Here is a 23,754-nt window from a genome sequence, read left to right as displayed (position 1 = left end):
TAAATTTTCATTTTATAAAACCCATATTAAAAAAGAAATATAAAAAAGAGCTAATTTCAAAATTATTATTTAAAATTTGAAAATAGCTCTTTTTTATTTATTGACCCTATTTTAAAATATGTGTTAATATTTACAATAGATTATTTTACATTGAAGTTGGACTTATCTATATCTCACAACCCCCTGCTAAAACATAGCCTATTTATTCTATAAGATGACAGAAAAAAGCATGTTGCTTATTTAGTTCTTTTTGATACCAATCTGTCTTTATTACACTTATATACCCATCCACTATTCTTTTTACTCGTTCTTCTTTAGTGAATTGCACAGTTATCATAGTTAAAAAGAATCCTATAATTGCTATTATTATTACATATCTCATTGTACTAGATAAATTTAAGAATATGCATAAAGATATTGATGAAAAGATTACTACAAATATTGATATATATGTAATAAAGTTTATAATTTTTTTAGTATCCTTTATTTTACTTACTAATTTGTCTACTGTAGATACATCCTTAAAAAACACATCTAGTTTATCTTTATATAACTCAATAAATTGAGATATTATATGTTTGTATATATCTTTATTTTTTATCTCTGAAATTCTCATACACATTACTAATGGATATTCATAATCACTTATGTCATTATATTCGTATTCATTTCTATTTTGTAGACTAGGAATTCTTACTTTTAATTGTCCTTTTACATCTAAAACTAATTCATAATTATCGTTAACCAAGTTTATAAAGTTATCTTTAATAATTTCTAATGATCTTATAACTGATGGATTACTTGAATATTTTTTTTCCAAAATATCTATAATTGTCATAATTCTATACCCTTTCAATAACCAAAATTTACAAAAATAAATAATCTAAGTATTCTATATTAAATTATATCAATATTTGTACATATTGTCCAAATATTGTATTTTGATTATATATATTCAAAATAATAATAAAAAATATAAATATATTTAAACATTTACCTCTACTTTAAGATATCGAGCAATATTTAAATATATTTATATCTATAAAATTTTTATTTAATTATGACATACCTATAATCATCCCTATAATATAAGGAACTAACCATACTAACCATACTGCTATACTAAGCTTATGGAAAACAGCTTTCTTATTCTCATCATTTTTATATAATACCCATGTTGCCCATACTGCATGAAATAACATTAATACTATTGCTAATCCCCCTGTTACTCCATGAATAGTTTGTGTTGCTGTATTTGCAATTTGCACTTGAGATTTAGATATTTGTCCCATTAAAAGTGTGCCTATAGTATCACATAAAAGTCCTAACCAAAATATAATTACATGCCCCTTCTTCAGTGTTTTTGCCTTTCTTTCCCCAAATACACCTATTGTATAAAATACAAGTGCTAATGTTATTGCAATAATTGCTAAAATTAATTTCATATCCATACTAGTCATTCTCCTTTATTTTATCCCTAAGTTTTAATAAACTGCTTTTTACTTCTTTGATTTCTTCTTCTGTTAAATTTTTAAATACTTTATCAAAACTCTCATTAATTTTATTTTTATATTCTTTTGCAAACTCTAATCCTTCATTTGAAAATGTAACATAAGTATTTCTCTTATCATTTTCTAATTTAATCTTTTTTACATATCCTAATGACTCTAACCTAGTAACTATTCCAGATACAGTTCCTTTAGATAAAGACATCTTTTCACATAGTTCAGATATATTAACTTTTTTATTATGTGCTATTAACTTTATAACCATAATTTGTTGATGTGTAAGTCCCACTTCCTTTAAACCACAACTTACTGATCCAATAGTACTTGAATATATCTCCTTTATTAGCATTGCAATCTGAAATGAATCACTCTTCATTTATTTTCCCTCCAAAATCTAATTATTATATCTTAATTTTACTTTTTTAAAATTTAACGAACTTATTAGAAAAAATATTCCTGCCATAAACAATGCACATCCTAACCCCATATAAAATGTTCCTACATATACAGGATTGAATATACCTAAATTTCTTACACTTATTCCCAAAAAAATCATGAATCCCATTATAAAGTAACTTCTAACATCAAAGAATGAAAATATACAATGCCTCTCTAATTCACTAGTTACAATTCTTTTAGTGTGCTTATTATACATTTTGTTAAATACAAACTTAAAAAATATACCAAAAATAATAGCAGCAAATATTAAATCAACAATGAAATTACCATTATTATTATTTACATCTCCTATTCCTAAAATTAATACTCTAAACCCTGCAAAAGACCAAACTAATCCTGCTATCAGTAATAAAATCTTTTTTTCTACTTTTAAAAATCTATCTAAAACTTTCATAAGTTTTCCTCCTTAAAACAGTTTGTATTGAAACTAAATGGTTCCTATGCAAACTATTTTACTACAAAAATAAACATTGTCAATAAGATCTATTAAATAGGAATTATTTTCTTAAAATATAAATAATAATTTAGACATTAGTATTTAATAACTAATTTTTTCTCAAAATTTATATTTTAACATTAAAACCTGTGCTTCACTCATTAACTCTGCAGCTTCCAATTTAAAATATGTACTTAATTTCTTTATAATATAAAATTCTATATACAAAAAATAAGGACATATCACAACAAAATATTGATACATCCTTACTTTAAATATATAAATTTTATAAACTAATATGGCTAATTTACATTATGATATTGCAGTATAAAAATAAGCTTATGTTGGAAACTATTTTAAAAATTTATAAATTAAACTCTATACTATAATATCAACAAATTATAAAACTTTATTTTACTAACTCTTTAGAAACTTTCTTAATGTTTTCAATAGTTAATCCATACTTTTCTAATAATCCATCTGGATCTCCAGATTCTCCGAATACATCATTAACCCCTATTTTCTTAACCATAGTCGGATGGTTATCGCAAACTACACTTGCTACTCTATCACCTAACCCACCAATTATTGAATGTTCTTCAACTGTTACAATTCCCTTTGTTTCTTTAGCTGCTTTTATTATTATTTCTTCATCTATTGGTTTAATGGTTGCAATATTTATAACTCTAGCATTTATACCTTCTGCTTTAAGTTCTTCAGCTGCTTTTAATGCCTTATGAACCATTATTCCAGTTGCAACTATTGTTACATCATTTCCTTCAACTAAAGTAGATCCTTTTCCTATTTCAAAATCATAATCTTCTGTATATATATCATCTAATGCAATTCTTCCTAATCTTATATAAACAGGAGATTTAATTTCAGCAGCTGCTTTAATACATTTGCAAGCTTCAATATCATCAGCTGGTGATAAAACTACCATGTTAGGTAATGATGCCATAAGTGCGATATCTTCTATTGCTTGATGCGATCCACCATCTGGACCTACTGTTATTCCTGCATGAGTTGCAGCTATTTTAACATTAACATTTGGATAACACACTGAATTTCTTATTACTTCAAATGCTCTACCTGCTGCAAAAACTGCAAAAGTAGTAGCAAAAGGTATTTTTCCACCACTGGCAAGACCTGCTGCCATACCAATCATGTTTTGTTCAGCTATACCAACATTAATAAATCTATCTGGATGTGCTTTTGCAAAAATTTCTGATTTAGTAGCTTTTGAAAGATCCGCATCTAATACTACTATATTTTTATTTTCATTTCCTAATTGAGCTAAAGTTGCTCCATATGATTCTCTAGTTGCTCTTTTCATGTGCTTTCTCCTCCTACTATTTACTTAATTCAATTATAGCTTGTTCTTTTTGTTCCTTTGATGGAGCCATACCATGCCATGCAACGTTGTCTTCCATAAAAGATATACCTTTTCCTTTGATTGTATGAGCTATTATAACTGTAGGTTTTCCTTCAACTTGTCCTACTTTATTAAATGCTTCATCTATTTCATCAAAATTATGTCCGTCACATTCTATAACATTCCATCCAAAACTTTTCCATCTATCCCCTAATGGATCTACATCCATTATTTCTGATGTTCTTCCATCTAGTTGTATTCCATTTTTATCAACAATGGCAACTAAATTATCTAATTTAAATTTAGCAGCTGCCATAGCTGTTTCCCAAACGATTCCTTCTTGTATCTCTCCATCGCCTAAGACAACATAAATCTTTTCACTTTTATTATCCATTTTAGATGCTAAAGCTAATCCACAACTATTTGAAAATCCTTGTCCTAAAGATCCTGTAGAAATTTCAACACCTGGACATTTCTTTGCATCAGGATGTCCTTGTAAAAATGATCCTAATTTTCTTAAATTCTTTAATTCTTCTCTTTCAAAGAATCCTCTTTTAGCTAGAGCTGAATATTGTGCTGGTGCAGCATGACCTTTACTTAAAATAAATCTATCTCTACCTTCTAATTTAGGATTTTTAGGGTCTATGTTCATCTTTTCAAAATATAAATATGTAACTATATCTATTATTGATAAAGATCCACCTGGATGTCCTGAACCTGATTCATAAATCATTTCAATAATATCTTTTCTTAATTCTTTTGATATATTTTCTAAATGTTGCTTATTCATAGATTGTTACCTCCAATTTTATATTTGAAAAAATGAGGAATTAAATTCCTCATTTTTTTATTATATATTTATTCTTTTTTTATGCTTCTTTTTTCTTGCTTACCATTGTTAAGCCTATCATTATAGCAACTATTCCAAGTAATGTTGCAGTTAATCCTACTCCTCCAACAAACTCTTGAACTTTACCAAGGAATATACCAACTATTCCAAAGTCACCATCTGAGAATGTTGAGTTAGCAAAACCTAAGTTTCCTAGTACAGGTAATAATGCTACTGGTAAGAATGAAATCATAACTCCATTTACAAATGAACCTATCATAGCACCTCTTCTACCACCTGTTGCATTACCAAATACTGCTGCAGTAGCTCCTGTAAAGAAGTGAGGAACAACACCTGGGATTATGATTACTAATCCTAATGCTCCTAATACTAACATTGATACTACTCCACCTAAGAATGAGAAGATAAATCCTAATAATACAGCATTTTGTGCATATGGGAATACTATAGGACAATCTAATGCTGGTTTTGAATTAGGAACTAACTTAGTTGAAATTCCTTTAAATGCAGGAACTATTTCATTAAGTACTAATCTAACACCATTTTGGATTAATATAAATCCAGCTGCGAAAGTTAATGCTTGAATCATTGAATAAACAATAAAGTTCTTTCCACCTGATAACTCTGTTTCTACAAATTCTGGACCTGCTGCTATAGCAACCCCAACATATAATACTAACATTGTAAGTGAAATTGAAACCACTGAATCTCTTAAGAAACTTAGAGATTTAGGAACTTTCATTTCTTCTGTTGATTTTGAACCTTTTCCTACTAATTTACCAATTATAGCTGATACTGCATAACCAATTCCTGAGAAGTGACCTAGTGCAACAGAATCATTTCCTGTAATTTTCTTCATGAACGGTTGTAATATAGCTGGTGATAAGATCATTATAAGACCTAATGCTAATGAACCTGTGAAGATTAAGTGAGCTCCACTCATTCCAGCTGATCCTAATATAACTGCTATCATACATGCCATAAATAATGTATGATGACCTGTTAAAAATATGTATTTATACTTTGTAAATCTTGCTATTATTATGTTAGCTATCATACCAAAAGTCATAATTAAAGCTGTGTTTGTTCCAAACTTGTCCATAGCCATTGCTACTACAGCTTCATTGTTAGGTATAACCCCTGATATATTAAATCCAGCTTCAAACATAACTCCAAATGGTTGTAATGATCCAACGATTACGCCTGCTGCTGATGCTATAACTACAAATCCAACCATTGCTTTTAATGTAGCTTTTACTATTGCATCAGCTGGTTTCTTTTGAAGTACTAATCCAACTAAAACTATAATACCTATTAATACTGCTGGTTCTGATAAAAAGTCTACTGCAACCTTTAAAATACCACCCATTATAATTCCTCCTAAGCTTAATAATTTACATATTTATTTTTTGGTAAAGTGGTAATTTAAATTACCACTTTACTTGTTTTAAAGACCTATTTTTTCTTGAATCTTTCTCTTTAATTCATCTCTATCTAATAAAGAGTCTAAAACTATAAGTTCTGGTAAGTGACTTGCACTATCTGCTAAATCTATTCCTGTTACAAATATATCTGCATCTGATGCTGTTACGTCAGCTAAAGATGTGTGATTTGCTTCATATTGATCATCTACTCCTAATTCTCTTAATACATCTGTAATGTTCATTTCCACCATAAAACTTGATCCTAAACCTGATCCACAAACTGCCATAATCTTTTTCATAATTAAAGTACCTCCTTGATTTCTTTTTCACATTTTGAATTTATTATTATATCTAATTTTTCTTTATTCATACAAACTTCTGCAATTTTTCTTAATAAATCTAAGTGTGAGTCATTGTCTTTTGCAGAAAGTGTAAAAAACACATTTATTTCTTTTCCTAAAAAATCTACTGGACTGTTAAGTTTTACAACACTAACACCCTCTTTTAAAGTTCCATCTTCTGGTCTTGCATGCGGCATTGCTACCCCATCAGCTATACAAAAATATGGGCCAAGATCTTCTATCTTTTTTAATATAGAATCATAATATCTTTTTTCCACAATTCCGTTTTCTTCTAATATATCGCAAGAAAGCTTTATAGCTTCTTTATAGTCCTCTACTCTATCAACAACTTTTACTAGCATTTATATTACCTCTCCTAAGTTATACTTTTTATTTCATCATAGTTTGCTGCATTTTTAAGTTTTTCTATATTCTGGTCTTTTGTAATTATTTCTAATAAGTTTACTAAATTCATATTCTCAGTTTTATTTGCTAATACAACCATAGCTTTAACTGGAACTTTGTTCTTACTGCCAAATTGTATCTCTGATTTAAGAGTTAATAATGCCATAGAATTTTCTAAAACATTATCTGGTGTAGCATGAACAAATGCTACTTTAGGTATAAATACCATGTAATTACCTAAGTTCTCTATAACTTTTATAATTTCTTTTGAATAATCTTTAGTTATCTTATTTTTATTTACTAATGGTTTTGTTGCTACTTCTATAGCTTCTTTCCAGTCATCAATATCTACATCTAATTGAGTAACATCTTGTGGTAATAACTTAATTATTTCACTTTCATTATCACTCTTAACTAAATCTATTAAATACTCACAATTTTTTTCATAACGTTTATTGTAAATTTCAGTTTTAATTTTATCTACATCGCTATTATCTAATAATGGGTTTACTTTTATAACCTTGTATTTATCCGCTTTAACTGGAATAGTGCTTACTATAAAGTCTATATCTGTATTTTCAAGTTCTTTATCAAGATCTTTTAATCTACATACATTTTTTATTTCTAATTCAGGAAGCATAGCCCCTATTCTTACTTTTAAAAGACTTGATGTTGCTAATCCTCCATTACATACTAGTAAAATTTTATATGTAAATTTAGATTTTATATTTCTCTCAAATATAGCATCAAAGTACATTGCCATATATGCTATTTCTTCTTCTGGGAACTTTACACCTATGATGTCTTCTTTGCTTGATAGTATAGTTTCAGTTATTTGGTATATGAAAGACATCTTGTATTTTATTTCTTCTAACATAGGATTTTCTATAACTAAATTGTTTTTTATTCTATGAATTGCTACTTTTAAATGCATTGCTATTTGGCTTGTAAATTCTAAATCATTACTACAGTCTATATTAAGAGTTTTGCAAAGTTCATCTAATATTTCTTGTGTTATATTATTTACTTCTCCTCCAACAGCTCTTCTAGATCCATCAGATATTTTCAATAAATAACATATTTCTAAATCATCTAAACTTAAGATTTCTTTTAAAACACTAAATTCTCTTCTTCTTATTAAACTGCTTTTTTCTTTTTCAGAATAATCAATTTTGAAATTATTATTATATCTATTTATTGATAGTAAAGTTATAATCTCTAATTCTTCTATTGATTCTTCAGAATATACTGTGCCTATGTTTTTTTCTACTTTCTCTATTTTTTCCTTAATAAAAGAATTTTTTAAGTTTGTTTCTTGCATTAATCTCTTTTTAATATCATGTTTCAGCTCATCACTTAATTTACTATATATACTGAAGAAAACATTTCTTATCTTTTCTTCATTGTCATTTATAGTTATTCCGTAATATGTTTTCTTTGAAACCTGTATATTATATTCTTCTAATTTAGCAGTTACTAATTTAAAATCTTGAACTAATGTATTCTTACTAACATCAACATCCTTAGCTAACTCTTCTATTGTCACTTTACCTTTTATAATTAAACTCAATATAATTACTGTTATTCTGTCATCAGAAGAATAAACTTTATAATCTTGTTCATTTATTACTTCTTGAATATTTTGACCATTTTTAAGAATTAATTTAATTCCTACTCTTGGCTTTCTTTCGAGAATTATATTTGATTCTTTCATTAAATCTTCAATAGAGTCTAAGTCATTCCTAATTGTTCTAGAACTAACTTCAAAAAACTTAGCAATACAATCAATTGTTACATATTCATCTTTTGATTCTAAAAAATTAATTATATCCTTCTGTCTCTTGTTAAGTGTAATCAACTTTTCCCTCCTCAAGCTACCTTATGTCATTATTGTAGTCGGTTTCATTAGTTTCTTCTATACCAATTTACTTCACGAATTGTGGCAACTTTTATAATATATTTAAATTTCAGTTTATACTTTAAGTACTTTTTATATTTTATTATATAGAATTTTGTCATTAAAATTTGTTTTTTGGAATCATAATTATACGATTTGTACTAAAAACAATATTCTATTAAACCAACAAATCTGTTTAATATTTATATTATCTTAATATTAATTAGATTTTATTAATATAGAAAATGGATACATCCTATTTAGTTAAAAATGATGTAGTGAATTAAAATATATATTGAAATTTCCCAGGAAATTTTTTCCTATTATTGATTTTCAATTTTTAATTTTTAAACTGTATTTCGGCGTAGTGTAATCTATGCCTAAGAAGTGTATATTTAAAACAGAGCCGATTTTTTAAATAAAATTATATACATCGTTATATAGCAAAAAAAAGCTATAGAGATGTTTCTTATCCCTATAGCCTTCTAAAATTTAAGATTATTTTCTTAAGTGTTATTGTTAAAGCATAATCAAATAAATAATTAAAAACTTAGTTTTACTACTATTTATATTACTATTAAATTTCTAAAATTAATACTTGATATCCTTGCAATGTTATTTTCTTGTCTTCAACATTTACTGTTTCATAATTATTAATTAATACGTTCTTATAACTTGATAGTTCAATTACTTGTTCATCTCTTTGATAATTAGCTACTAACATTAACTTCTTATCTAAGCTCTCTCTGTAAAAAGCAAAAATATTATTATGCTCTTCTAATGCTGGCTTAAACTTACCATATACTATAGCATCTTTAAATTCATCAGATTTTCTTAATTTTATAAGCTTTTTATAAAAACTAAGCACTGAATTTTCATCATCAATTTGTGATTCTGCATTAATTGATTTATAGTTTTCATTAACTTTAAGCCAAGGCTCTCCTTCTGTAAATCCTGCATTCTTGCTATCATTCCAATGGAATGGTGTTCTAGCATTATCTCTACTATATTTATTTACAATTTCTAGTGCTTCTTCATTATTATAGCCATGTTCAATTGCAACATTATATTGACCTATTGTTGAAATATCATCAATTTCTTCTATTGAATTAAATTTATTATTTGACATTCCAAGCTCTTGACCTTGATAAATAAAAGGAATTCCTCTTAACATAAGTGATATAGCTGCCAACATCTTTTTACTATAATCATTACACTCTTCAGTAGGAAGATATCTGCTTACCCCTCTTGGCTCATCATGATTTTCAATAATATTTGCTTTAAATCCAATATCAGCTGTTTTTATTTGGCTATCAAAAATCGCCTTTCTTAATTCGTTTGGAGTAAAATCTCTATAACCATACCAACCCTTTTCATTTTCTCCTAGTATGTTCATACTAAAATCAAACATAGAAGAGAAATAACCATCTTTGCCTATAAATTTATAAAGCTCGCCTTCTTTTTCATTAAACACTTCTCCAACTGTAAAAGCATCAAACTTATCAAAAGTTTCTTCTTTTAATTCTTTAAGCATATCCCCAACACCTTCAGCTGCATCTAACATATTGTGCATACTACAAAGTCCATCTTCTCTATCAGATGGGAAATCTTCAAATCTTAAATCCTTCTTTATATTAATAATCGCATCAATTCTAAATCCAGATAAACCCTTTTCAAGCCACCAATTAATCATGTCATATAATTTCTTTTTTAGTTTAGGATTTTCCCAATTTAAATCTGGTTGCTCCTTTGCAAATAAATGAAGATAGTATTTATTGCTGTTAGGTATCTTTTCCCATACACTTCCACCAAAATATGAACGCCAATTACAAGGTGGATTTCCATCTTTACCTTCTCTAAAATAGAAATAATCAGCAAATTCTCCCTCTGGATCTTCTATTGCTTTTTTAAACCATTCATGTTGATCTGAACAATGATTAACAACTAAATCCATTAATATATGCATATCTCTTTTCTTAGCTTCCTTTAATAATTCATCCATATCTTCCATTGTTCCAAATCTAGGATCTATATTATAATAATCAGAAATATCATATCCTTGGTCTACCATTGGAGAACAATAAACTGGAGAAATCCAAATTATATCTACCCCCAATTCTTTTAGATAATCAAGTTTATTAATAATTCCTCTTAAATCACCTATTCCATCTCCATTAGAATCATTAAAACTTTTAGGATATATTTGATATGCTACTTTGTCATGCCACCATTTTTTTATCATAATTATATTTAGTAAGAGATTTAAATATTTAAATTCATATAAATCTCTCACTAAAATTCACCTCCTCATAAGACTCTCGTTGTTTTACTATAATTATATAATACAATCTTAAATTTGAGTTTTCTTACGTATTAATGATTTAAAGTTACGTTTTTATGACTTTTTATTACCAAAATCTTTTCTGTATTTCATTGGATTTATTCCTGTATGCCTTTTAAATACCTTAATGAAATTCCCCATATTGTGAAATCCACACTCTAGACATATATCCATGACTTGCCTATTAGTTTCCCTTAACAGTTCTTTAGCCTTCTTTATTCTATATTCATTAACATATTCCATAGGCGTTTTACCAATCATCCTTTTGAAAAAACGGCAAAAGTATTGTTCATTCATATTAATTTGCTTAGCTAAATCTTTTATATGTATCTTTTCTGAATAATTATTTTGAATATAAGAAATAGCTGTTTTTATATAATCTACTCTATAATCTTTATTGTTATCATTCTCTTTTATAAGCAAATTATTTTCATATAGTATTGCTAAAATTTTTAATAAAGATGCTTTTATTTTTATTTGTGATGATAATTTTTCTGCAATATTACCTTCTGGATTTTGTGATATTTGTCCACTTATTTTATATGCGTCTAAAATCTCATAATACTCTTTTAAAATTTCTTCTCCATATTTTTCTTTCTTAAAAATAAAATGTGGCATCTTTAATTCACCATTTAATAATGGTTGAATTAATGAGCCTTGTATAGAATCAAACATATCAAAACTAAGCATTTTTAAATCAAAAACAATAGCACTTTCTTTGCACGGGTGATTTGATTTGATAAAATGAAGCTCCTCACTATTGATAAAACAAATAGCTTCTTCATGTACAACATGCTTATCCATATCTATTTCTACTTGAAATTCACCTTTTTTCATGTGAATTAACTCTAATTGATCATGCCAATGGTGTTTCACGATTAAATCTTCCGAATCACTTCCTGTATAGTAAAATGCACATGGAAAATTTACAGTTCCATGCTTTTTAATTTCCTTAAGTTGATTTTTTTCCATAATCTAACCTCTAACCCAAAATATAAATTATTTTTTTCACTACTTTTTATATAATTTTACTATATAAAAATATTTTAAATTTAGATTACTATAACATTAAATCAATATAATTATCTAATATAAAATTCTTTAATAGTATTAATTAAACTCTATAATATTAAATTTTTGTATAGTTGTTGCAATAATAAAAAGAGTAGTTATTTGTTTTAAAATACATTTGAAATATAATGCATTCTAAATCTAAAAACTACTCTCTCTTTTTTAATGTTATTTATTTATAACTGTTTTAGACATTTCAATCATTTGATCTTTATCAACATCATCATACCCCATATTCATAATGCTATATTGAATACCATTTTCATACCATCTTACAAATTGTGTATTAGATTCACTAATTTCATCAGCTCCAAATCCAATTTGCAAAGTTCCCTCTTGAATTAACTTTGATTCTTCTTCTGATTCTACGTAATCTACTGGTACAGCTTTATATTTAAAATTGTTGTAATATACCTTGATTCCATTGTACTCAGTAATATCTTTTTTATCTTCCGAATCTTTATTAAAATATTCTTCACTAATAGGTGTTGCTTCCAAAAATAAACTTTGATCTTTTCTAGCACCATCTTTTTTATAGCTGAAATTTGCATCTTTAGTTTTTAAAACTGAATCACCATTATCATTTTCTAATGAACTATCTGAAAAGTTAAATGATTCAAACTTAAATCCATTTGAAAATTCATCTACATATTTAGGACAATAGCCGACTGTTTTTTTAACTACATCTTCTGTTGGAAACTTATTAATTTCATTCATTCTAGAACTGCTTGAATTCCAGTGTAATCCTCCTGTTGCTGCAACACAAGTTGCAGTTGTTGCTATAAATAAAAGGCCTACTACTATCATGGTTTTCGCTTTTAAAAATCTAATTTTCATATTAAATAACACTCCCCTATCTTTTTCCTCTAAAATTCCAGCTCTAATTTTAAAAAACATATTTTCTGGAGCTGAAATTTCATCAGATTTTTTATTTAAACAATCTATAATTTTTTCATCTATGTTTTCATTTAATTTTCTGTCCATTAAACTTCACACTCCTTTGCTTTTGATATTTCACACTTTTTATCTTTTGATAAGGTTTCTTTTAATTTTTTTCTTGCAGTATAAAGCCTTGATTTTATCGTTCCCTCAAAGCATCCCATAATTTTTGCAATTTCCTTTACAGTTAATCCATTAAAATAAAAAAGTATTATCACTGTTTTTTGCTTTAAATCCAAATGCTCAATTTCAGCATGAAGTGTTTCTGCCTCTTGGTCTCTTATATATATATCAATTGATTTATCAATACTTTCATCATTTGCTTTTTCAAAAATATTTTCAAAAGGCAAAGCTTTTTTCTCTTTACCTACATGTTTCCAGGCAATTCTTGTTAGAATCTTAAAAAACCATGGTTTAAATTGTTCTATATTTTTTAGACTCTTAGCACTTAAATAACATTTTATAAATGCTTCTTGTACAATATCTTCACTAGTAAATTTATTACCTGTAATTAAATATGCATATTTTAATGATTGACTTTTGTATATTTCAAATATTTCGCCTAAAGCGTTAATATCACCAGACTGGATTTTTTGAACAAGTTCTTTTTCACTCACTTTTATATCTCCTTCCTTAAAGGCCTCTCTAGATGCATCTATATATAAGAGACTTTAACTTTAAAAATGGTTCATTTATAATAAAAGATTTTTTTTAATATTTTTTTAACTTTATATATTCATCTTACTTATAGTCTATTGAAATAAAATAAGACTTTTAAAACAAATAAAAAAGCGCTCTTTGATTATAAAATGTATTTAAATCATAGAGTACATTTTATTTCAAAGATAGCACTTTTAATTATATAGCTATAAAATTATTTTTATTGCGTATGTTATGTATTCATTATTATATAAATAATTTAATTATTAATATAAACAATGCTGAAAATATTGCTGTTATTGGAATAGTTAAAAACCATGCCCAAACTATTTGTTTCGCTACTCCCCATTTTACATTTTTAAATCTTTTAGATGCTCCAACCCCCATTATAGTTGTTGTTATTATATGTGTTGTACTTACTGGTGCATTAAATAATGTTGCTGTTAATATTACGCAAGCAGCACCAGTTTGAGCTGCAAATCCATTTACAGGAGTTAATTTTGCCATTCCACTTCCCATAGTTTTTATTATTTTTTTACCACCTATAGAAGTTCCAAGTGCCATTGATAATGCACAAATAAAAATTACCCATGTAGGCACTTCAAATGTACTTATTAATCCACCACTTAGTAACGCCATAGTTATTATTCCCATAGATTTTTGCGCATCATTTCCACCATGATTGAATGCCATAAATGCGCCAGCTAATACTTGTAATTTTAAAAATATCTTATTCACAACAGTTCTCGTATAAGACTTTAATACAAAATTTAATATTATCATTAATATATATCCAACTATAAATCCTATCACAGGTGAAAGAAATAACCATAAAATTACGCTGTGAAAAAGGTTGTACCAATTAACAACATTAAGAGTACTAGTATATGCAATTCCCGCTCCTACAAGTGCTCCTATTAAGGCATGAGATGAACTACTTGGAATTCCAAAATACCATGTTAGTAAATTCCAAATTATAGACGAAATTAATACACACATTATTACCCATTGTGGTATAGATGCATGGCTTACAATGTTCTCGCCAACTGTTTTTGCAACTGCTGTTCCCATAAAGGCACCGAAAAAATTAAATATACAACATATTATAATAGCTTGTTTAGGGGTAAGTGCCCTTGTAGTTATTGAAGTTGCAACTGCTGTAGCTGTATCATGGAAACCATTTATAAAGTCAAATGCTACTGCAAAAATTATTATTAGTATTGTTACAATTAACGAACTATGCATTTTTAATTACAACTCTTTCTACTATATTAGCTACTTTTTCACAATTATCCACTGTGTCTTCTAAAATCTGATAGATTTCTTTCCACTTTATAATTGTTATAGGATCTCTCTCATGTTTAAATAATTGCTGTACAGTTTTTCTAAATATTTTATCTGCTTCACTTTCAATTTTACTTATATTCATGATTTTAGTATTTATATTTTTAGATTTACAGCCATGTATTTTTAACTCACTCATTAAAACTACAAGTTCTTTAGTAGCTTGTACTAACATATTACATATTTCTCTTAATTCTTCTGTACTTTCTGTTATATCAAACATTATAAATCTGTGAACTGTTGAATTAATGGAATCTAAAATATTATCCATTTCTTTTATGATTTCATATACATCTTCTCTGTCTATAGGTGTTATAAATGCATCATTTAATTCTTTAATTAAAGTGCGAACTAATTCATCACCAATGTTTTCTAATTCTGATGTATTCTTTACTTGTATCTCTCTCTTATCTAAACACTCCAAACTTTTTCTCAATTCAATAGCCGCTTCATTAACAATTTCAGCTGATTTTAATAACATCTGGTAAAATTTATCTTCTTTACAATTAAAATTAAACATTATTTCATCTCCTAGATTAATATAAAAATATTATATCTGATTTTAACCCCAAAATAATTATATTCCTTTTGTGGTAAATTTTTAAACTGGTTTGAGTAAAATTTTAGAAATTTAACATAGATTTAATATTTTATGTAAAGTATTTAACTTATAAACGCTAATAAGAGTCTATTATTTTGTATGTAAAATAATTACTTTTAAGTTTATTTATTATGTATTTTTATCCTAAAAAATAATAAATTAACTAATTATTTACATAATAACTGGTTTATTTTATTATTACCATAAATTATTTAATATAAAAACTAAAATTCAATGTCTAAATTTGTGGTAAAAAAATCCTTAAATGATACTTGCTAGAAATTTAAATCTGTAGTATCATTCAATTGTGGTAGCAATATTAACCATAATTGAATAATATTTTATAGTAAGAGAGTTTATTGATCGCTATTTTTAAAGATGCATTTTTTGCCTTTATTAATAGCGCTTTTTTAATTTTATTATTACGAATTAAATGAAAACGTTTAGGAGTGGTATTAATGAAAAAAACACGTAAATTAGTAGCTTTAGCTACTGCATTAGTTTTAAGTGTAGGTCTTGTTGTTTGTGGACAAGTGAGCTGTAATGCAGCAACAATCTCAGCTTCAAGAGAAGCAAATCAAAGTATTAATAAGTCTGATAAAATAATAATTGCTCATAGAGGAGCTTCAGGTTACTTACCAGAACATACTTTAGAAGCATATTCTTTAGCATATGCAATGGGAGTAGATTATATAGAAGCAGATGTTAATATTACTAAAGATGGTGTTCCAGTAGTAATGCATGACACGCATCTAGATACAACAACTAATGTAGCTGAGCTTTATCCAAACAGAAAACGTGCTGATGGAAGATACTATATAGTTGACTTTACTTTAAAAGAAATTAAAAACCTTACTGTGCATGAACGTATAGACCTTGATACAGGAAATGCTGTTTTCAAAGATAGATTTCCTCTAGGAAGTTCTCATTTTGAGGTACCTACTTTAGAAGAAGAAATTCAATTAATACAAGGACTTAACAAGAGTACAGGACGTAATGTGGGAATATATCCTGAATTAAAATTCCCTAAATTCTATAAAGAAAATGGACATGATATTGGAGCTATCACTTTAAAAATGCTTGATAAATATGGTTACAACCAAAAAGATGCTAAATGTTATATTCAATGTTTTGACCCAACTTATTTAAAGAGTTTTAAAGAAACATTAAACCCTAAATGTAAATTAGTTCAATTAATAGGTCATTCAGATTGGGAAGATAATGAAGGCGATGATGTTCCATACATGCTTTCTGCTAAGGGATTAAAAGAAATTGCAAAATTTGCTGATGGCGTAGGCCCATGTACAGATCAAATATTAGATGAAAACGGAAATCAAAAGAAGAGTGCTTTAGTTGCTAATGCAAACTTTGTAAAAGATTCACATGCTAATAATCTTGAAATACATCCATATACAGTGCGTAAAGATGATCTACCAAAATACGCTAAAGATGCAGACCAATTCATTAGAAAATTATTATTTGAAGTTAATGTAGATGGTTTATTTACAGATTTCGCTGATATCGGAGTAAAGGCTAAAAGCGAAGGACCAATTAAATAATTTAAATAAATGTTTATACTTTAGTCACGTATTAATCCATGTATAAGTATACCTGAACAGGCTAAATAAAAACAAGTTACCGATAGTTTAGGTTTTTCTTCTAACTATCGGTAATTTTTATATGTATTACAACAAACTTATCATATACTTATATTCTATCTAGCTTGTTGAGTTCTACCACTTTGTCTCTTTCCTTGCTGACTACCATTGCCTTGGCTTCTTCTTTTATCAGCATACCAATTTCTTCTTGGTTTTTTATTAGCATCAGTAGTCTTCTTATCTGCTTCTTTCTTTTGAGCTGGTTCTCTAGTTATAACTATTCTTTCAAATTCAACATTCTTCATTACAGGAATGTTTTTTCCTATTGTCTTTTCAATATCCTTAAGTGCACTTTTTTCATCAACATCACAAAACGATATTGCTACACCACTATGTCCAGCTCTACCAGTTCTTCCAATTCTATGTACATAAGTTTCTGGTACGTCAGGTAAATCATAATTTATAACATGTGATAATCCATCTACATCGATTCCTCTTGCAGCTATATCAGTTGCTACTAAAACCCTTATTTTCCCCTCTTTAAAATTGCTTAAAGCAAGTTGTCTTGCATTTTGAGACTTATTACCGTGAATTGCTTGAGACTCAGTTCCAGTCTTAGCAAGATCTTTTACAATATTATTTGCTCCATATTTTGTTCTTGAAAATACTAATAATGACTTAATAGATTCATCTTTAAGAAGATGAACAAGTAAAGACTTCTTATCTTTCTTTGTAACAAAATATACTCCTTGAGTAATAGTATCTATAGTTGATGAAACAGGTGCTACTTCAACTTTTACTGGATCTTTAAGAATACTGTTTACTAAGCTCTTAACTTCTGAAGGCATAGTCGCAGAGAATAAAAGATTTTGTCTAACCTTTGGTAACTTAGCTACTATTTTCTTAACATCACGAACCATTCCCATATCAAACATACGGTCAGCTTCATCTAACACAAAATGTTTAACATTACTTAAATCAATATATTTTTGATCTATTAAATCAAGTAATCTACCTGGTGTTGCAATTAAGATATCTACTCCCTCACCTAATATTCTAGTTTGGGGTTTTTGTGATACTCCACCAAAGATTACTGTATTTTTAATATTAGTATGCTTACTATAAAGAGTAAAATTCTCTTCTATTTGAATTGCTAATTCTCTAGTTGGAGCTAATATTAAAGCTTTTATTGTTCTTGGTTCATCTGATTTCTTTTGATTTTTTGCTATGTTTTGTAAAACAGGAATAGCAAAAGCTGCTGTCTTACCTGTACCTGTTTGTGCACATCCTAGAAAATCTTTTCCCTTTAATAATGATGGAATTGATTGTTCTTGTATTGGTGTTGGATTTGTGTATCCCGCTTCTGTTAAAGCTTTCTGAATTGGTTCTATTATATTTAAATCTTTAAATAACATCTTTTCTCCTTTTTAGGGCATTATACAAATTCACTGCCCTCATAAATTATATTATTAAAATAAACTCTTATATTTATTTCTTTACAAAAAACAAAGAAAGACACTAGCTATATGTAAGTAACAAACCCATACTTATAGCGAGAGTCTCTCATAATTATTATACAATTATTTTAGTAAAATAGCATCATTTATTTATAATATCCTCAGAAACAATAAAAAACTTTTATTGAACTAATGTCAGATTTTATCTTTACTAATTACTGATATGGTATATTTTTTAATTCTATAGAATCAACTACTTTTGTAGTTTTATCAAAATAAATTTCCATCTTTTGACCATATTCCCCAATATCGCTTGTAAAGTAATTAACAAAACCAGCTTCATTCATATAATCTACTTTTGGCTTACCATATGCATTTATAACATCATCATAAGTTGAATTTAAAGTAATACCTTTAGGTAATACAACAGTGTTCTTATAAGGTTCTTTACTTTTTTTAATTTTGATTTCACCAATTTTAGCATCATCTAACTTCACTGTTGTTCCACTATTATTATAAATTGTTACCCTAATTCTAGTATCCTCACCTTTTTTTCCATCATCCATTATTATATCATCTACATAATAATCATTTTCTAATTCTTGTGACTTATGATCATAATCATTAAATTTAAATCCATTATCAGCCAACGTTTTTACATTAATAGGCAACGATAACTTGACCCCATTCAAGTTAATATCTCCAGATAAAGGATCTTCTTTCATTTGTTCTGCATATGTTTTTGTATCCTGATCTGTTAATTCTTTTACTTTACTGCCTCCACTACACCCTACTATTAATAGAGTGCAAATTACTCCGCAAAAAAAGGCTATTACTTTTTTTTTCATTTGCTATCTACCCCTTCTTAAATTAGTATATATTTTTATTCCGGAAACAATTATACCACAATAATGTATATATTACNNGTAATATATACATTATTGTGAATTTTAGTTGGTAATTTGCCTTACTATTATATCTTAAGATATTCTCTAATTTTTGTTCATAAAAGTAGCTTTAACCAAGTAATATCTACAAAATTAGGTGTCAACTTAAAGCTGACACCTATTAACCATTTTGGACTTATCAAAGAAATAAAATAATAATTTATTTCTTAGTACCTTTTTCACTAATTTTTTCTAGAGCCTTTTCTGGAACATTATGCTTTTCAACTACATTGGTATCTAATTCAATAGTTTTGCTTACATCTACTTTAATATAAGTTCCTGGTTCATAGTAATCTTTAGCAGTACCTCGTTTGAAAAAATGAACTTCTCTTTCTTTTCCTTCTTTATTAAATCCAATTAAATCATATGATTTTCCTTTTTCTTGCTTTTCACCTTTATTATCAACTAACCATGAATCCTCATTTACTTCATCTAATGGTATTTGAGTGTAATATGTATCTGAAACAACATATCTACTATTATAGTATCCTTTGGCCCAAAATGCTCCAGATATAATGATTACTATAGCAATAATTCCTATTATTTTTTTCATAATTATTCCTCCTAAAATTCTAATTCTTTTTTTCTAAACATTATTATTGTAATAATGGTAGGTAATACAATATATACCAAAATTCCTGCTATGATTAAAAAGTCAAAACTTCCTGTTTCAATGAAAGATAATTTTTCTTTATATAAAATTATTGTATACATGAATTTAGTCAAGTCCCCAATTGAATTTATAATAAAACCTTGCCCTAAAATAGTCGCTAAAATTAGCATAACAGTCTTTGATGATAACAAAACGTAGAATATAGTACCTATCATTGCATTTTGTGAATAATAAACTAATATAGTTGACATACTGATATATCCAATAATTCTTAATGCTTCTGCGCCAACGCCTAAAATAATTGTAAATATTTCTTTACTTGATAAAGACATTTTTAAAAATATTGGAATAACTAAAATCACAATTCCCAACAATAATGCTGATAAGAGTGAAAGTATAGCCACTTCAATAATTTTTGTTAAAACAACTTTACTTCTTGAAATTCCATATCCAATGGCAATCTGCATAGACTTGCTTTTAAAATCATCATAATAAATTGATAAAAAAATAGAAAGTCCCATAACCAATGGAAAGAAACCTAAAAATGTATCTGTTTTTTCAAGATATGCATTCTGATTAAATGTTGGATTATAATATATAAAAATCATTAGTAGAAACAATCCAATAAATCCACCTAGTGTATAAATAAATGATTGCTTACGACTAATCCTACGAATATCAGCTAGAATATAATTAATCATTTTATTTTCCCTCCCACAAGTTCAAAGTAATAATCTTCTAAAGTTTTAGTAGAAGATTTTTCTGCTAAAATTTCAATATGATTTGACTTTAAAATTTCTCTAGTTCTATCTATGTCATTTACACTTATTTGGATAGTATCTGATTCACTTTTTAAATCGTCTAGAGTAATTTCACGTAATACTTTTCCTTCATGCACAATGCCAAATCTATTTGCAGTATGTTCAAGTTCACCTAATATATGTGAGGAAACAATAATTGTCATTCCATATTCCTGATTCAGTTGTTTTACCAGATTTCTAATATCTACAATTCCTTGAGGGTCAAGTCCATTTGTCGGCTCATCCAATATAAGAATCTCTGGATTTCCAAGTAATGCACTTGCAATTCCTAATCTTTGTTTCATTCCCATTGAAAAAGATTTGTATTTTGCTTTAGTAGTATTCAATCCAACTATTTTAAGGACTCGTTCTATTTCCTTCTTATCCTTAATACCTTTTAATTTACGATAATATTGTAAATTTTCTTTTGCATCAAGATAGTCAAAAAAGTTTTTTCCTATAAAGAAACCTATTTTTTTTCTATTAGTTAATAGTTCAGAATAATTCTTACTGTTTTTGATAGACAACTCTCCATCTGAAAAATCTGATAAACCAAGGATTATTTTAAAAATAGTTGTCTTACCTGCACCATTTTTTCCTATTAAACCATATATCTCTCCTTTTTTTACATGCAAGTTTAAATCTTTGGTAACATGAAAATCACCATAATATTTATTAATGTGTTTTAATTTAATCATAATAACTCCTTTATTTATTCTCAAAAACTTTTCAATTCTAGTCATACTTTGTTCATAATCTTCAAAATTTGTACAAAATACTAGCGTTTCATTTTTATAAATTTCTATACTTATATATTTATCTTCAATATCAATAAATTTGATAGTTATCTCTCTTGGTACATGAAGTAGATTTACTATTTGTCTAATATTATATATTTTGAATAAACTTCAATCTTTAATATAAGCTTAAATAAACCTTAATTCCTAAAAATCATTGCAAAAACCCACAAGGCTTACCCAATTAATATCTTGCTAAAATATTTTTTAATTTTCTCTTGTGCTTTTATTTTTTACTTTAGGTGTAAGATAAACCATACTCTAGCTATCTTTTTTATAAGCTATTAAATTTATTTTATTATATCTATCTAATAAAAAACCGTATCACTTATTTGTGATACGGTTCTCCATTACTTATTCTAAATGAGGTTTTTCCAATTAATACCCACATATTCATTCTACATAATTATGGTATAATATCCAAGTTAGAATATAGAAATGCCGTAGTAGGATGGCTACGGGGGTTTTGAACATTTTATCCTCCTTGGACTATTGTAGAATTAACTATAAAAAGCTTTGTTACTATTTATATTATTAAATTAGTTTTAAAACATAATCTTTTTATTTCTAAGTTAATTATCAAGATTAAATTTCTTGGTATTCATAGAAAGCTTAATGGCAAAGAGAAAAAGCACCCATCCCACAAAGAATAGTGTACTTTACTCTTAATTAAATTTATTTAATTAATTCAATAGCCCTAAAACAAAATAAATGTTCTAATTCTTCATTTTTTAATATTAAATGTTTTTAAGTGTTTCTATTATCTCATTTTCATATATTCCACCATGATAACATATGATTCTATCAATATCATAATTCAAAAATTTTTTAATAGACCTTTTAGCCTCTTCTATATCGAAAGTATACTGAGGTAATGCAATATCTAAATTTCCATTTTCTACAACCAAAGCATCTCCAGTTATTAATGATTTGCTTTCTTTGTGATAAATAGATATGTGACCTAGCATATGTCCAGGTGTAGCTATTATTTCAATTCCTCCACAAAACTCTAAATAATCTTTATCTTTTAATGTTATATCTACATTACAACTTTCTACTGCTTCAAGGATTTTATGAAAATGATTAGCTTGCTCTTTTTGATTTTCTGTTAAAGAATCATATATACTTTCAGCTTGTTGTAGTCTTAACGATTTTTTACTAGCATTAATATATGGTTCCTCTTCTTTAGATGCTAATATCTGTATATTAGGATATTGTCTCTTAAATTCTGCTAACGCTCCCATATGGTCAAAATCATGATGCGTTATAATTATTTTAGATAAATTTTTTATGTTGACTCCATTATTTATTGCAACCTTCTCTATCAATCTAAGAAAATCAGGGTATCCACAATCTATTAATACCATTTCATTTTCATCTTCTAATATTACAGGGTAAATAGTATCCTTTTTGTTACCAAATTTGAAAGACAATTCTAATATGCTTATCTTACTCATGTTAATTCCTCCTAATAATAATTTAATTATTTAAATAGTATCATGCGTTTTAAAAATATAGTTAGTCTATAAACATTTCTGTATTATTTATTCCTACATACTAAGTGCTTTATTTATAATACATTTTATATTCCCTAATAATTTTCCTAATACTATTTTCAGTAAGATAATATTTATTTGCTAATTCCTTAACTGAACTTCCATTATTAAAGCTATTGTAAATTTGTATATTTCTTTCTATTAATTCATTTTTAAATCCACTATTTTCTCCCCAGTTTTTCCTATTTTCATCTTTTCTAGGTATATATAAATAACTTCCATCAACGTACTGTTGAATTATCTTAATAATTTCCTTAGGTAATATATTTTGTGCATTTTTATATTTCATAGCCTTTGCTCCTATTTAATATTATATTTTTTTAATATTAAAGCAA

General features: G+C 27.0%; 24 protein-coding genes. 1 reads left to right on the top strand and 23 read right to left on the bottom strand.

From position 1 onward, the window contains the following. Window positions 1-202: 202 nt before the first annotated feature. From NG918_RS09145 to NG918_RS09070, 16 genes are all read right to left on the bottom strand, one after another. A complete protein-coding gene (locus tag NG918_RS09145; RefSeq protein WP_252216473.1) occupies window positions 203-838 on the bottom strand; it encodes a hypothetical protein in 636 nt (211 codons plus the stop codon). Window positions 839-1,058: 220 nt separating this feature from the next. Then, on the bottom strand, window positions 1,059-1,451 hold the full coding sequence (locus NG918_RS09140) for an HsmA family protein (RefSeq protein WP_165416873.1): 393 nt from the start codon (window positions 1,449-1,451) through the stop codon (window positions 1,059-1,061). Between the two features lies 1 nt (window position 1,452). After that, window positions 1,453-1,884: a MarR family winged helix-turn-helix transcriptional regulator gene (locus NG918_RS09135; protein WP_035783310.1), complete on the bottom strand. Its 432-nt coding sequence runs from the start codon at window positions 1,882-1,884 to the stop codon at window positions 1,453-1,455. Window positions 1,885-1,902: 18 nt separating this feature from the next. Then, window positions 1,903-2,361, bottom strand: coding sequence for a hypothetical protein (locus NG918_RS09130; RefSeq protein ID WP_252216466.1), 459 nt, complete (start codon window positions 2,359-2,361; stop codon window positions 1,903-1,905). A 451-nt stretch (window positions 2,362-2,812) separates the two neighbouring features. After that, complete coding sequence (locus NG918_RS09125; protein ID WP_252216464.1) at window positions 2,813-3,739, bottom strand: transketolase family protein; 927 nt, start codon at window positions 3,737-3,739, stop codon at window positions 2,813-2,815. Window positions 3,740-3,755: 16 nt separating this feature from the next. Beyond that, a complete protein-coding gene (locus NG918_RS09120) occupies window positions 3,756-4,568 on the bottom strand; it encodes a transketolase (protein WP_252216462.1) in 813 nt (270 codons plus the stop codon). 79 nt (window positions 4,569-4,647) lie between these two features. Beyond that, complete coding sequence (gene ulaA, locus NG918_RS09115; RefSeq protein ID WP_252216460.1) at window positions 4,648-5,997, bottom strand: PTS ascorbate transporter subunit IIC; 1,350 nt, start codon at window positions 5,995-5,997, stop codon at window positions 4,648-4,650. A gap of 78 nt (window positions 5,998-6,075) precedes the next feature. Further along, the gene (locus tag NG918_RS09110) at window positions 6,076-6,351 is read right to left on the bottom strand and encodes a PTS sugar transporter subunit IIB (protein WP_003373783.1); all 276 of its coding nucleotides are present in this window, start codon (window positions 6,349-6,351) and stop codon (window positions 6,076-6,078) included. A 2-nt stretch (window positions 6,352-6,353) separates the two neighbouring features. After that, a complete protein-coding gene (locus tag NG918_RS09105) occupies window positions 6,354-6,755 on the bottom strand; it encodes a PTS sugar transporter subunit IIA (protein ID WP_252225724.1) in 402 nt (133 codons plus the stop codon). 14 nt (window positions 6,756-6,769) lie between these two features. Further along, window positions 6,770-8,656, bottom strand: coding sequence for a BglG family transcription antiterminator (locus NG918_RS09100; RefSeq protein WP_252225722.1), 1,887 nt, complete (start codon window positions 8,654-8,656; stop codon window positions 6,770-6,772). A gap of 616 nt (window positions 8,657-9,272) precedes the next feature. Continuing rightward, window positions 9,273-10,937, bottom strand: coding sequence for an alpha-glucosidase (locus NG918_RS09095; RefSeq protein ID WP_252225737.1), 1,665 nt, complete (start codon window positions 10,935-10,937; stop codon window positions 9,273-9,275). 153 nt (window positions 10,938-11,090) lie between these two features. Beyond that, a complete protein-coding gene (locus NG918_RS09090; protein ID WP_252216451.1) occupies window positions 11,091-12,008 on the bottom strand; it encodes a helix-turn-helix domain-containing protein in 918 nt (305 codons plus the stop codon). 267 nt (window positions 12,009-12,275) lie between these two features. Next, complete coding sequence (locus NG918_RS09085; RefSeq protein ID WP_252216448.1) at window positions 12,276-13,091, bottom strand: hypothetical protein; 816 nt, start codon at window positions 13,089-13,091, stop codon at window positions 12,276-12,278. Beyond that, entirely contained in the window at window positions 13,091-13,663 is a 573-nt protein-coding gene (locus NG918_RS09080; RefSeq protein ID WP_252216445.1) for an RNA polymerase sigma factor, read from the bottom strand. The genes NG918_RS09085 and NG918_RS09080 overlap by 1 nt, the downstream gene beginning before the upstream one ends. Before the next feature lie 289 nt (window positions 13,664-13,952). Further along, on the bottom strand, window positions 13,953-14,951 hold the full coding sequence (locus NG918_RS09075; RefSeq protein WP_252216443.1) for an inorganic phosphate transporter: 999 nt from the start codon (window positions 14,949-14,951) through the stop codon (window positions 13,953-13,955). Then, window positions 14,944-15,570 (bottom strand): DUF47 domain-containing protein, encoded by a 627-nt coding sequence (locus NG918_RS09070; RefSeq protein ID WP_061280548.1) that lies wholly within the window; start codon window positions 15,568-15,570, stop codon window positions 14,944-14,946. Before NG918_RS09070 ends, NG918_RS09075 begins: the two co-directional genes overlap by 8 nt. A 539-nt stretch (window positions 15,571-16,109) precedes the next feature. On the opposite strand from NG918_RS09070, the gene glpQ reads away from it, so the two are divergent. Then, entirely contained in the window at window positions 16,110-17,210 is a 1,101-nt protein-coding gene (gene glpQ / locus NG918_RS09065; RefSeq protein WP_252216441.1) for a glycerophosphodiester phosphodiesterase, read from the top strand. 155 nt (window positions 17,211-17,365) lie between these two features. Here the strand turns inward: glpQ and NG918_RS09060 are convergent, their stop codons facing one another. From NG918_RS09060 to NG918_RS09030, 7 genes are all read right to left on the bottom strand, one after another. Then, entirely contained in the window at window positions 17,366-18,664 is a 1,299-nt protein-coding gene (locus NG918_RS09060; RefSeq protein WP_252216440.1) for a DEAD/DEAH box helicase, read from the bottom strand. Window positions 18,665-18,921: 257 nt separating this feature from the next. Continuing rightward, complete coding sequence (locus tag NG918_RS09055; RefSeq protein ID WP_252216439.1) at window positions 18,922-19,554, bottom strand: hypothetical protein; 633 nt, start codon at window positions 19,552-19,554, stop codon at window positions 18,922-18,924. 259 nt (window positions 19,555-19,813) lie between these two features. Further along, on the bottom strand, window positions 19,814-20,206 hold the full coding sequence (locus NG918_RS09050) for a YxeA family protein (protein ID WP_252216437.1): 393 nt from the start codon (window positions 20,204-20,206) through the stop codon (window positions 19,814-19,816). 11 nt (window positions 20,207-20,217) lie between these two features. Continuing rightward, on the bottom strand, window positions 20,218-20,967 hold the full coding sequence (locus NG918_RS09045) for a hypothetical protein (RefSeq protein WP_252216435.1): 750 nt from the start codon (window positions 20,965-20,967) through the stop codon (window positions 20,218-20,220). After that, a complete protein-coding gene (locus tag NG918_RS09040; protein ID WP_252225717.1) occupies window positions 20,964-21,809 on the bottom strand; it encodes an ABC transporter ATP-binding protein in 846 nt (281 codons plus the stop codon). The genes NG918_RS09045 and NG918_RS09040 overlap by 4 nt, the downstream gene beginning before the upstream one ends. Before the next feature lie 791 nt (window positions 21,810-22,600). After that, window positions 22,601-23,320, bottom strand: a complete 720-nt coding sequence (locus NG918_RS09035) for an MBL fold metallo-hydrolase (RefSeq protein WP_252216431.1) — start codon at window positions 23,318-23,320, stop codon at window positions 22,601-22,603. Between the two features lie 109 nt (window positions 23,321-23,429). After that, a complete protein-coding gene (locus tag NG918_RS09030; RefSeq protein WP_252216429.1) occupies window positions 23,430-23,708 on the bottom strand; it encodes a CD3324 family protein in 279 nt (92 codons plus the stop codon). Window positions 23,709-23,754 lie beyond the last annotated feature (46 nt).

The sequence above is a fragment of the Clostridium sp. ZBS2 genome, from assembly GCF_023845855.1.
Taxonomy (GTDB): domain Bacteria; phylum Bacillota; class Clostridia; order Clostridiales; family Clostridiaceae; genus Clostridium; species Clostridium aquiflavi.
The sequence above is the reverse complement of the archived record's forward strand: the minus strand, read 5'-3'. Positions and strand labels throughout refer to the sequence as shown.

Bases quoted from the DNA above. Each gene is read 5' to 3' on its own strand.
- NG918_RS09145 (WP_252216473.1), bottom strand. From the start codon at position 838: ATGACAATTATAGATATTTTGGAAAAAAAATATTCAAGTAATCCATCA.
- NG918_RS09140 (WP_165416873.1), bottom strand. From the start codon at position 1,451: ATGGATATGAAATTAATTTTAGCAATTATTGCAATAACATTAGCACTT.
- NG918_RS09135 (WP_035783310.1), bottom strand. From the start codon at position 1,884: ATGAAGAGTGATTCATTTCAGATTGCAATGCTAATAAAGGAGATATAT.
- NG918_RS09130 (WP_252216466.1), bottom strand. From the start codon at position 2,361: ATGAAAGTTTTAGATAGATTTTTAAAAGTAGAAAAAAAGATTTTATTA.
- NG918_RS09125 (WP_252216464.1), bottom strand. From the start codon at position 3,739: ATGAAAAGAGCAACTAGAGAATCATATGGAGCAACTTTAGCTCAATTA.
- NG918_RS09120 (WP_252216462.1), bottom strand. From the start codon at position 4,568: ATGAATAAGCAACATTTAGAAAATATATCAAAAGAATTAAGAAAAGAT.
- ulaA (WP_252216460.1), bottom strand. From the start codon at position 5,997: ATGGGTGGTATTTTAAAGGTTGCAGTAGACTTTTTATCAGAACCAGCA.
- NG918_RS09110 (WP_003373783.1), bottom strand. From the start codon at position 6,351: ATGAAAAAGATTATGGCAGTTTGTGGATCAGGTTTAGGATCAAGTTTT.
- NG918_RS09105 (WP_252225724.1), bottom strand. From the start codon at position 6,755: ATGCTAGTAAAAGTTGTTGATAGAGTAGAGGACTATAAAGAAGCTATA.
- NG918_RS09095 (WP_252225737.1), bottom strand. From the start codon at position 10,937: ATGATAAAAAAATGGTGGCATGACAAAGTAGCATATCAAATATATCCT.
- NG918_RS09090 (WP_252216451.1), bottom strand. From the start codon at position 12,008: ATGGAAAAAAATCAACTTAAGGAAATTAAAAAGCATGGAACTGTAAAT.
- NG918_RS09085 (WP_252216448.1), bottom strand. From the start codon at position 13,091: ATGGACAGAAAATTAAATGAAAACATAGATGAAAAAATTATAGATTGT.
- NG918_RS09075 (WP_252216443.1), bottom strand. From the start codon at position 14,951: ATGCATAGTTCGTTAATTGTAACAATACTAATAATAATTTTTGCAGTA.
- NG918_RS09070 (WP_061280548.1), bottom strand. From the start codon at position 15,570: ATGTTTAATTTTAATTGTAAAGAAGATAAATTTTACCAGATGTTATTA.
- glpQ (WP_252216441.1), top strand. From the start codon at position 16,110: ATGAAAAAAACACGTAAATTAGTAGCTTTAGCTACTGCATTAGTTTTA.
- NG918_RS09060 (WP_252216440.1), bottom strand. From the start codon at position 18,664: ATGTTATTTAAAGATTTAAATATAATAGAACCAATTCAGAAAGCTTTA.
- NG918_RS09055 (WP_252216439.1), bottom strand. From the start codon at position 19,554: ATGAAAAAAAAAGTAATAGCCTTTTTTTGCGGAGTAATTTGCACTCTA.
- NG918_RS09050 (WP_252216437.1), bottom strand. From the start codon at position 20,206: ATGAAAAAAATAATAGGAATTATTGCTATAGTAATCATTATATCTGGA.
- NG918_RS09045 (WP_252216435.1), bottom strand. From the start codon at position 20,967: ATGATTAATTATATTCTAGCTGATATTCGTAGGATTAGTCGTAAGCAA.
- NG918_RS09040 (WP_252225717.1), bottom strand. From the start codon at position 21,809: ATGACTAGAATTGAAAAGTTTTTGAGAATAAATAAAGGAGTTATTATG.
- NG918_RS09035 (WP_252216431.1), bottom strand. From the start codon at position 23,320: ATGAGTAAGATAAGCATATTAGAATTGTCTTTCAAATTTGGTAACAAA.
- NG918_RS09030 (WP_252216429.1), bottom strand. From the start codon at position 23,708: ATGAAATATAAAAATGCACAAAATATATTACCTAAGGAAATTATTAAG.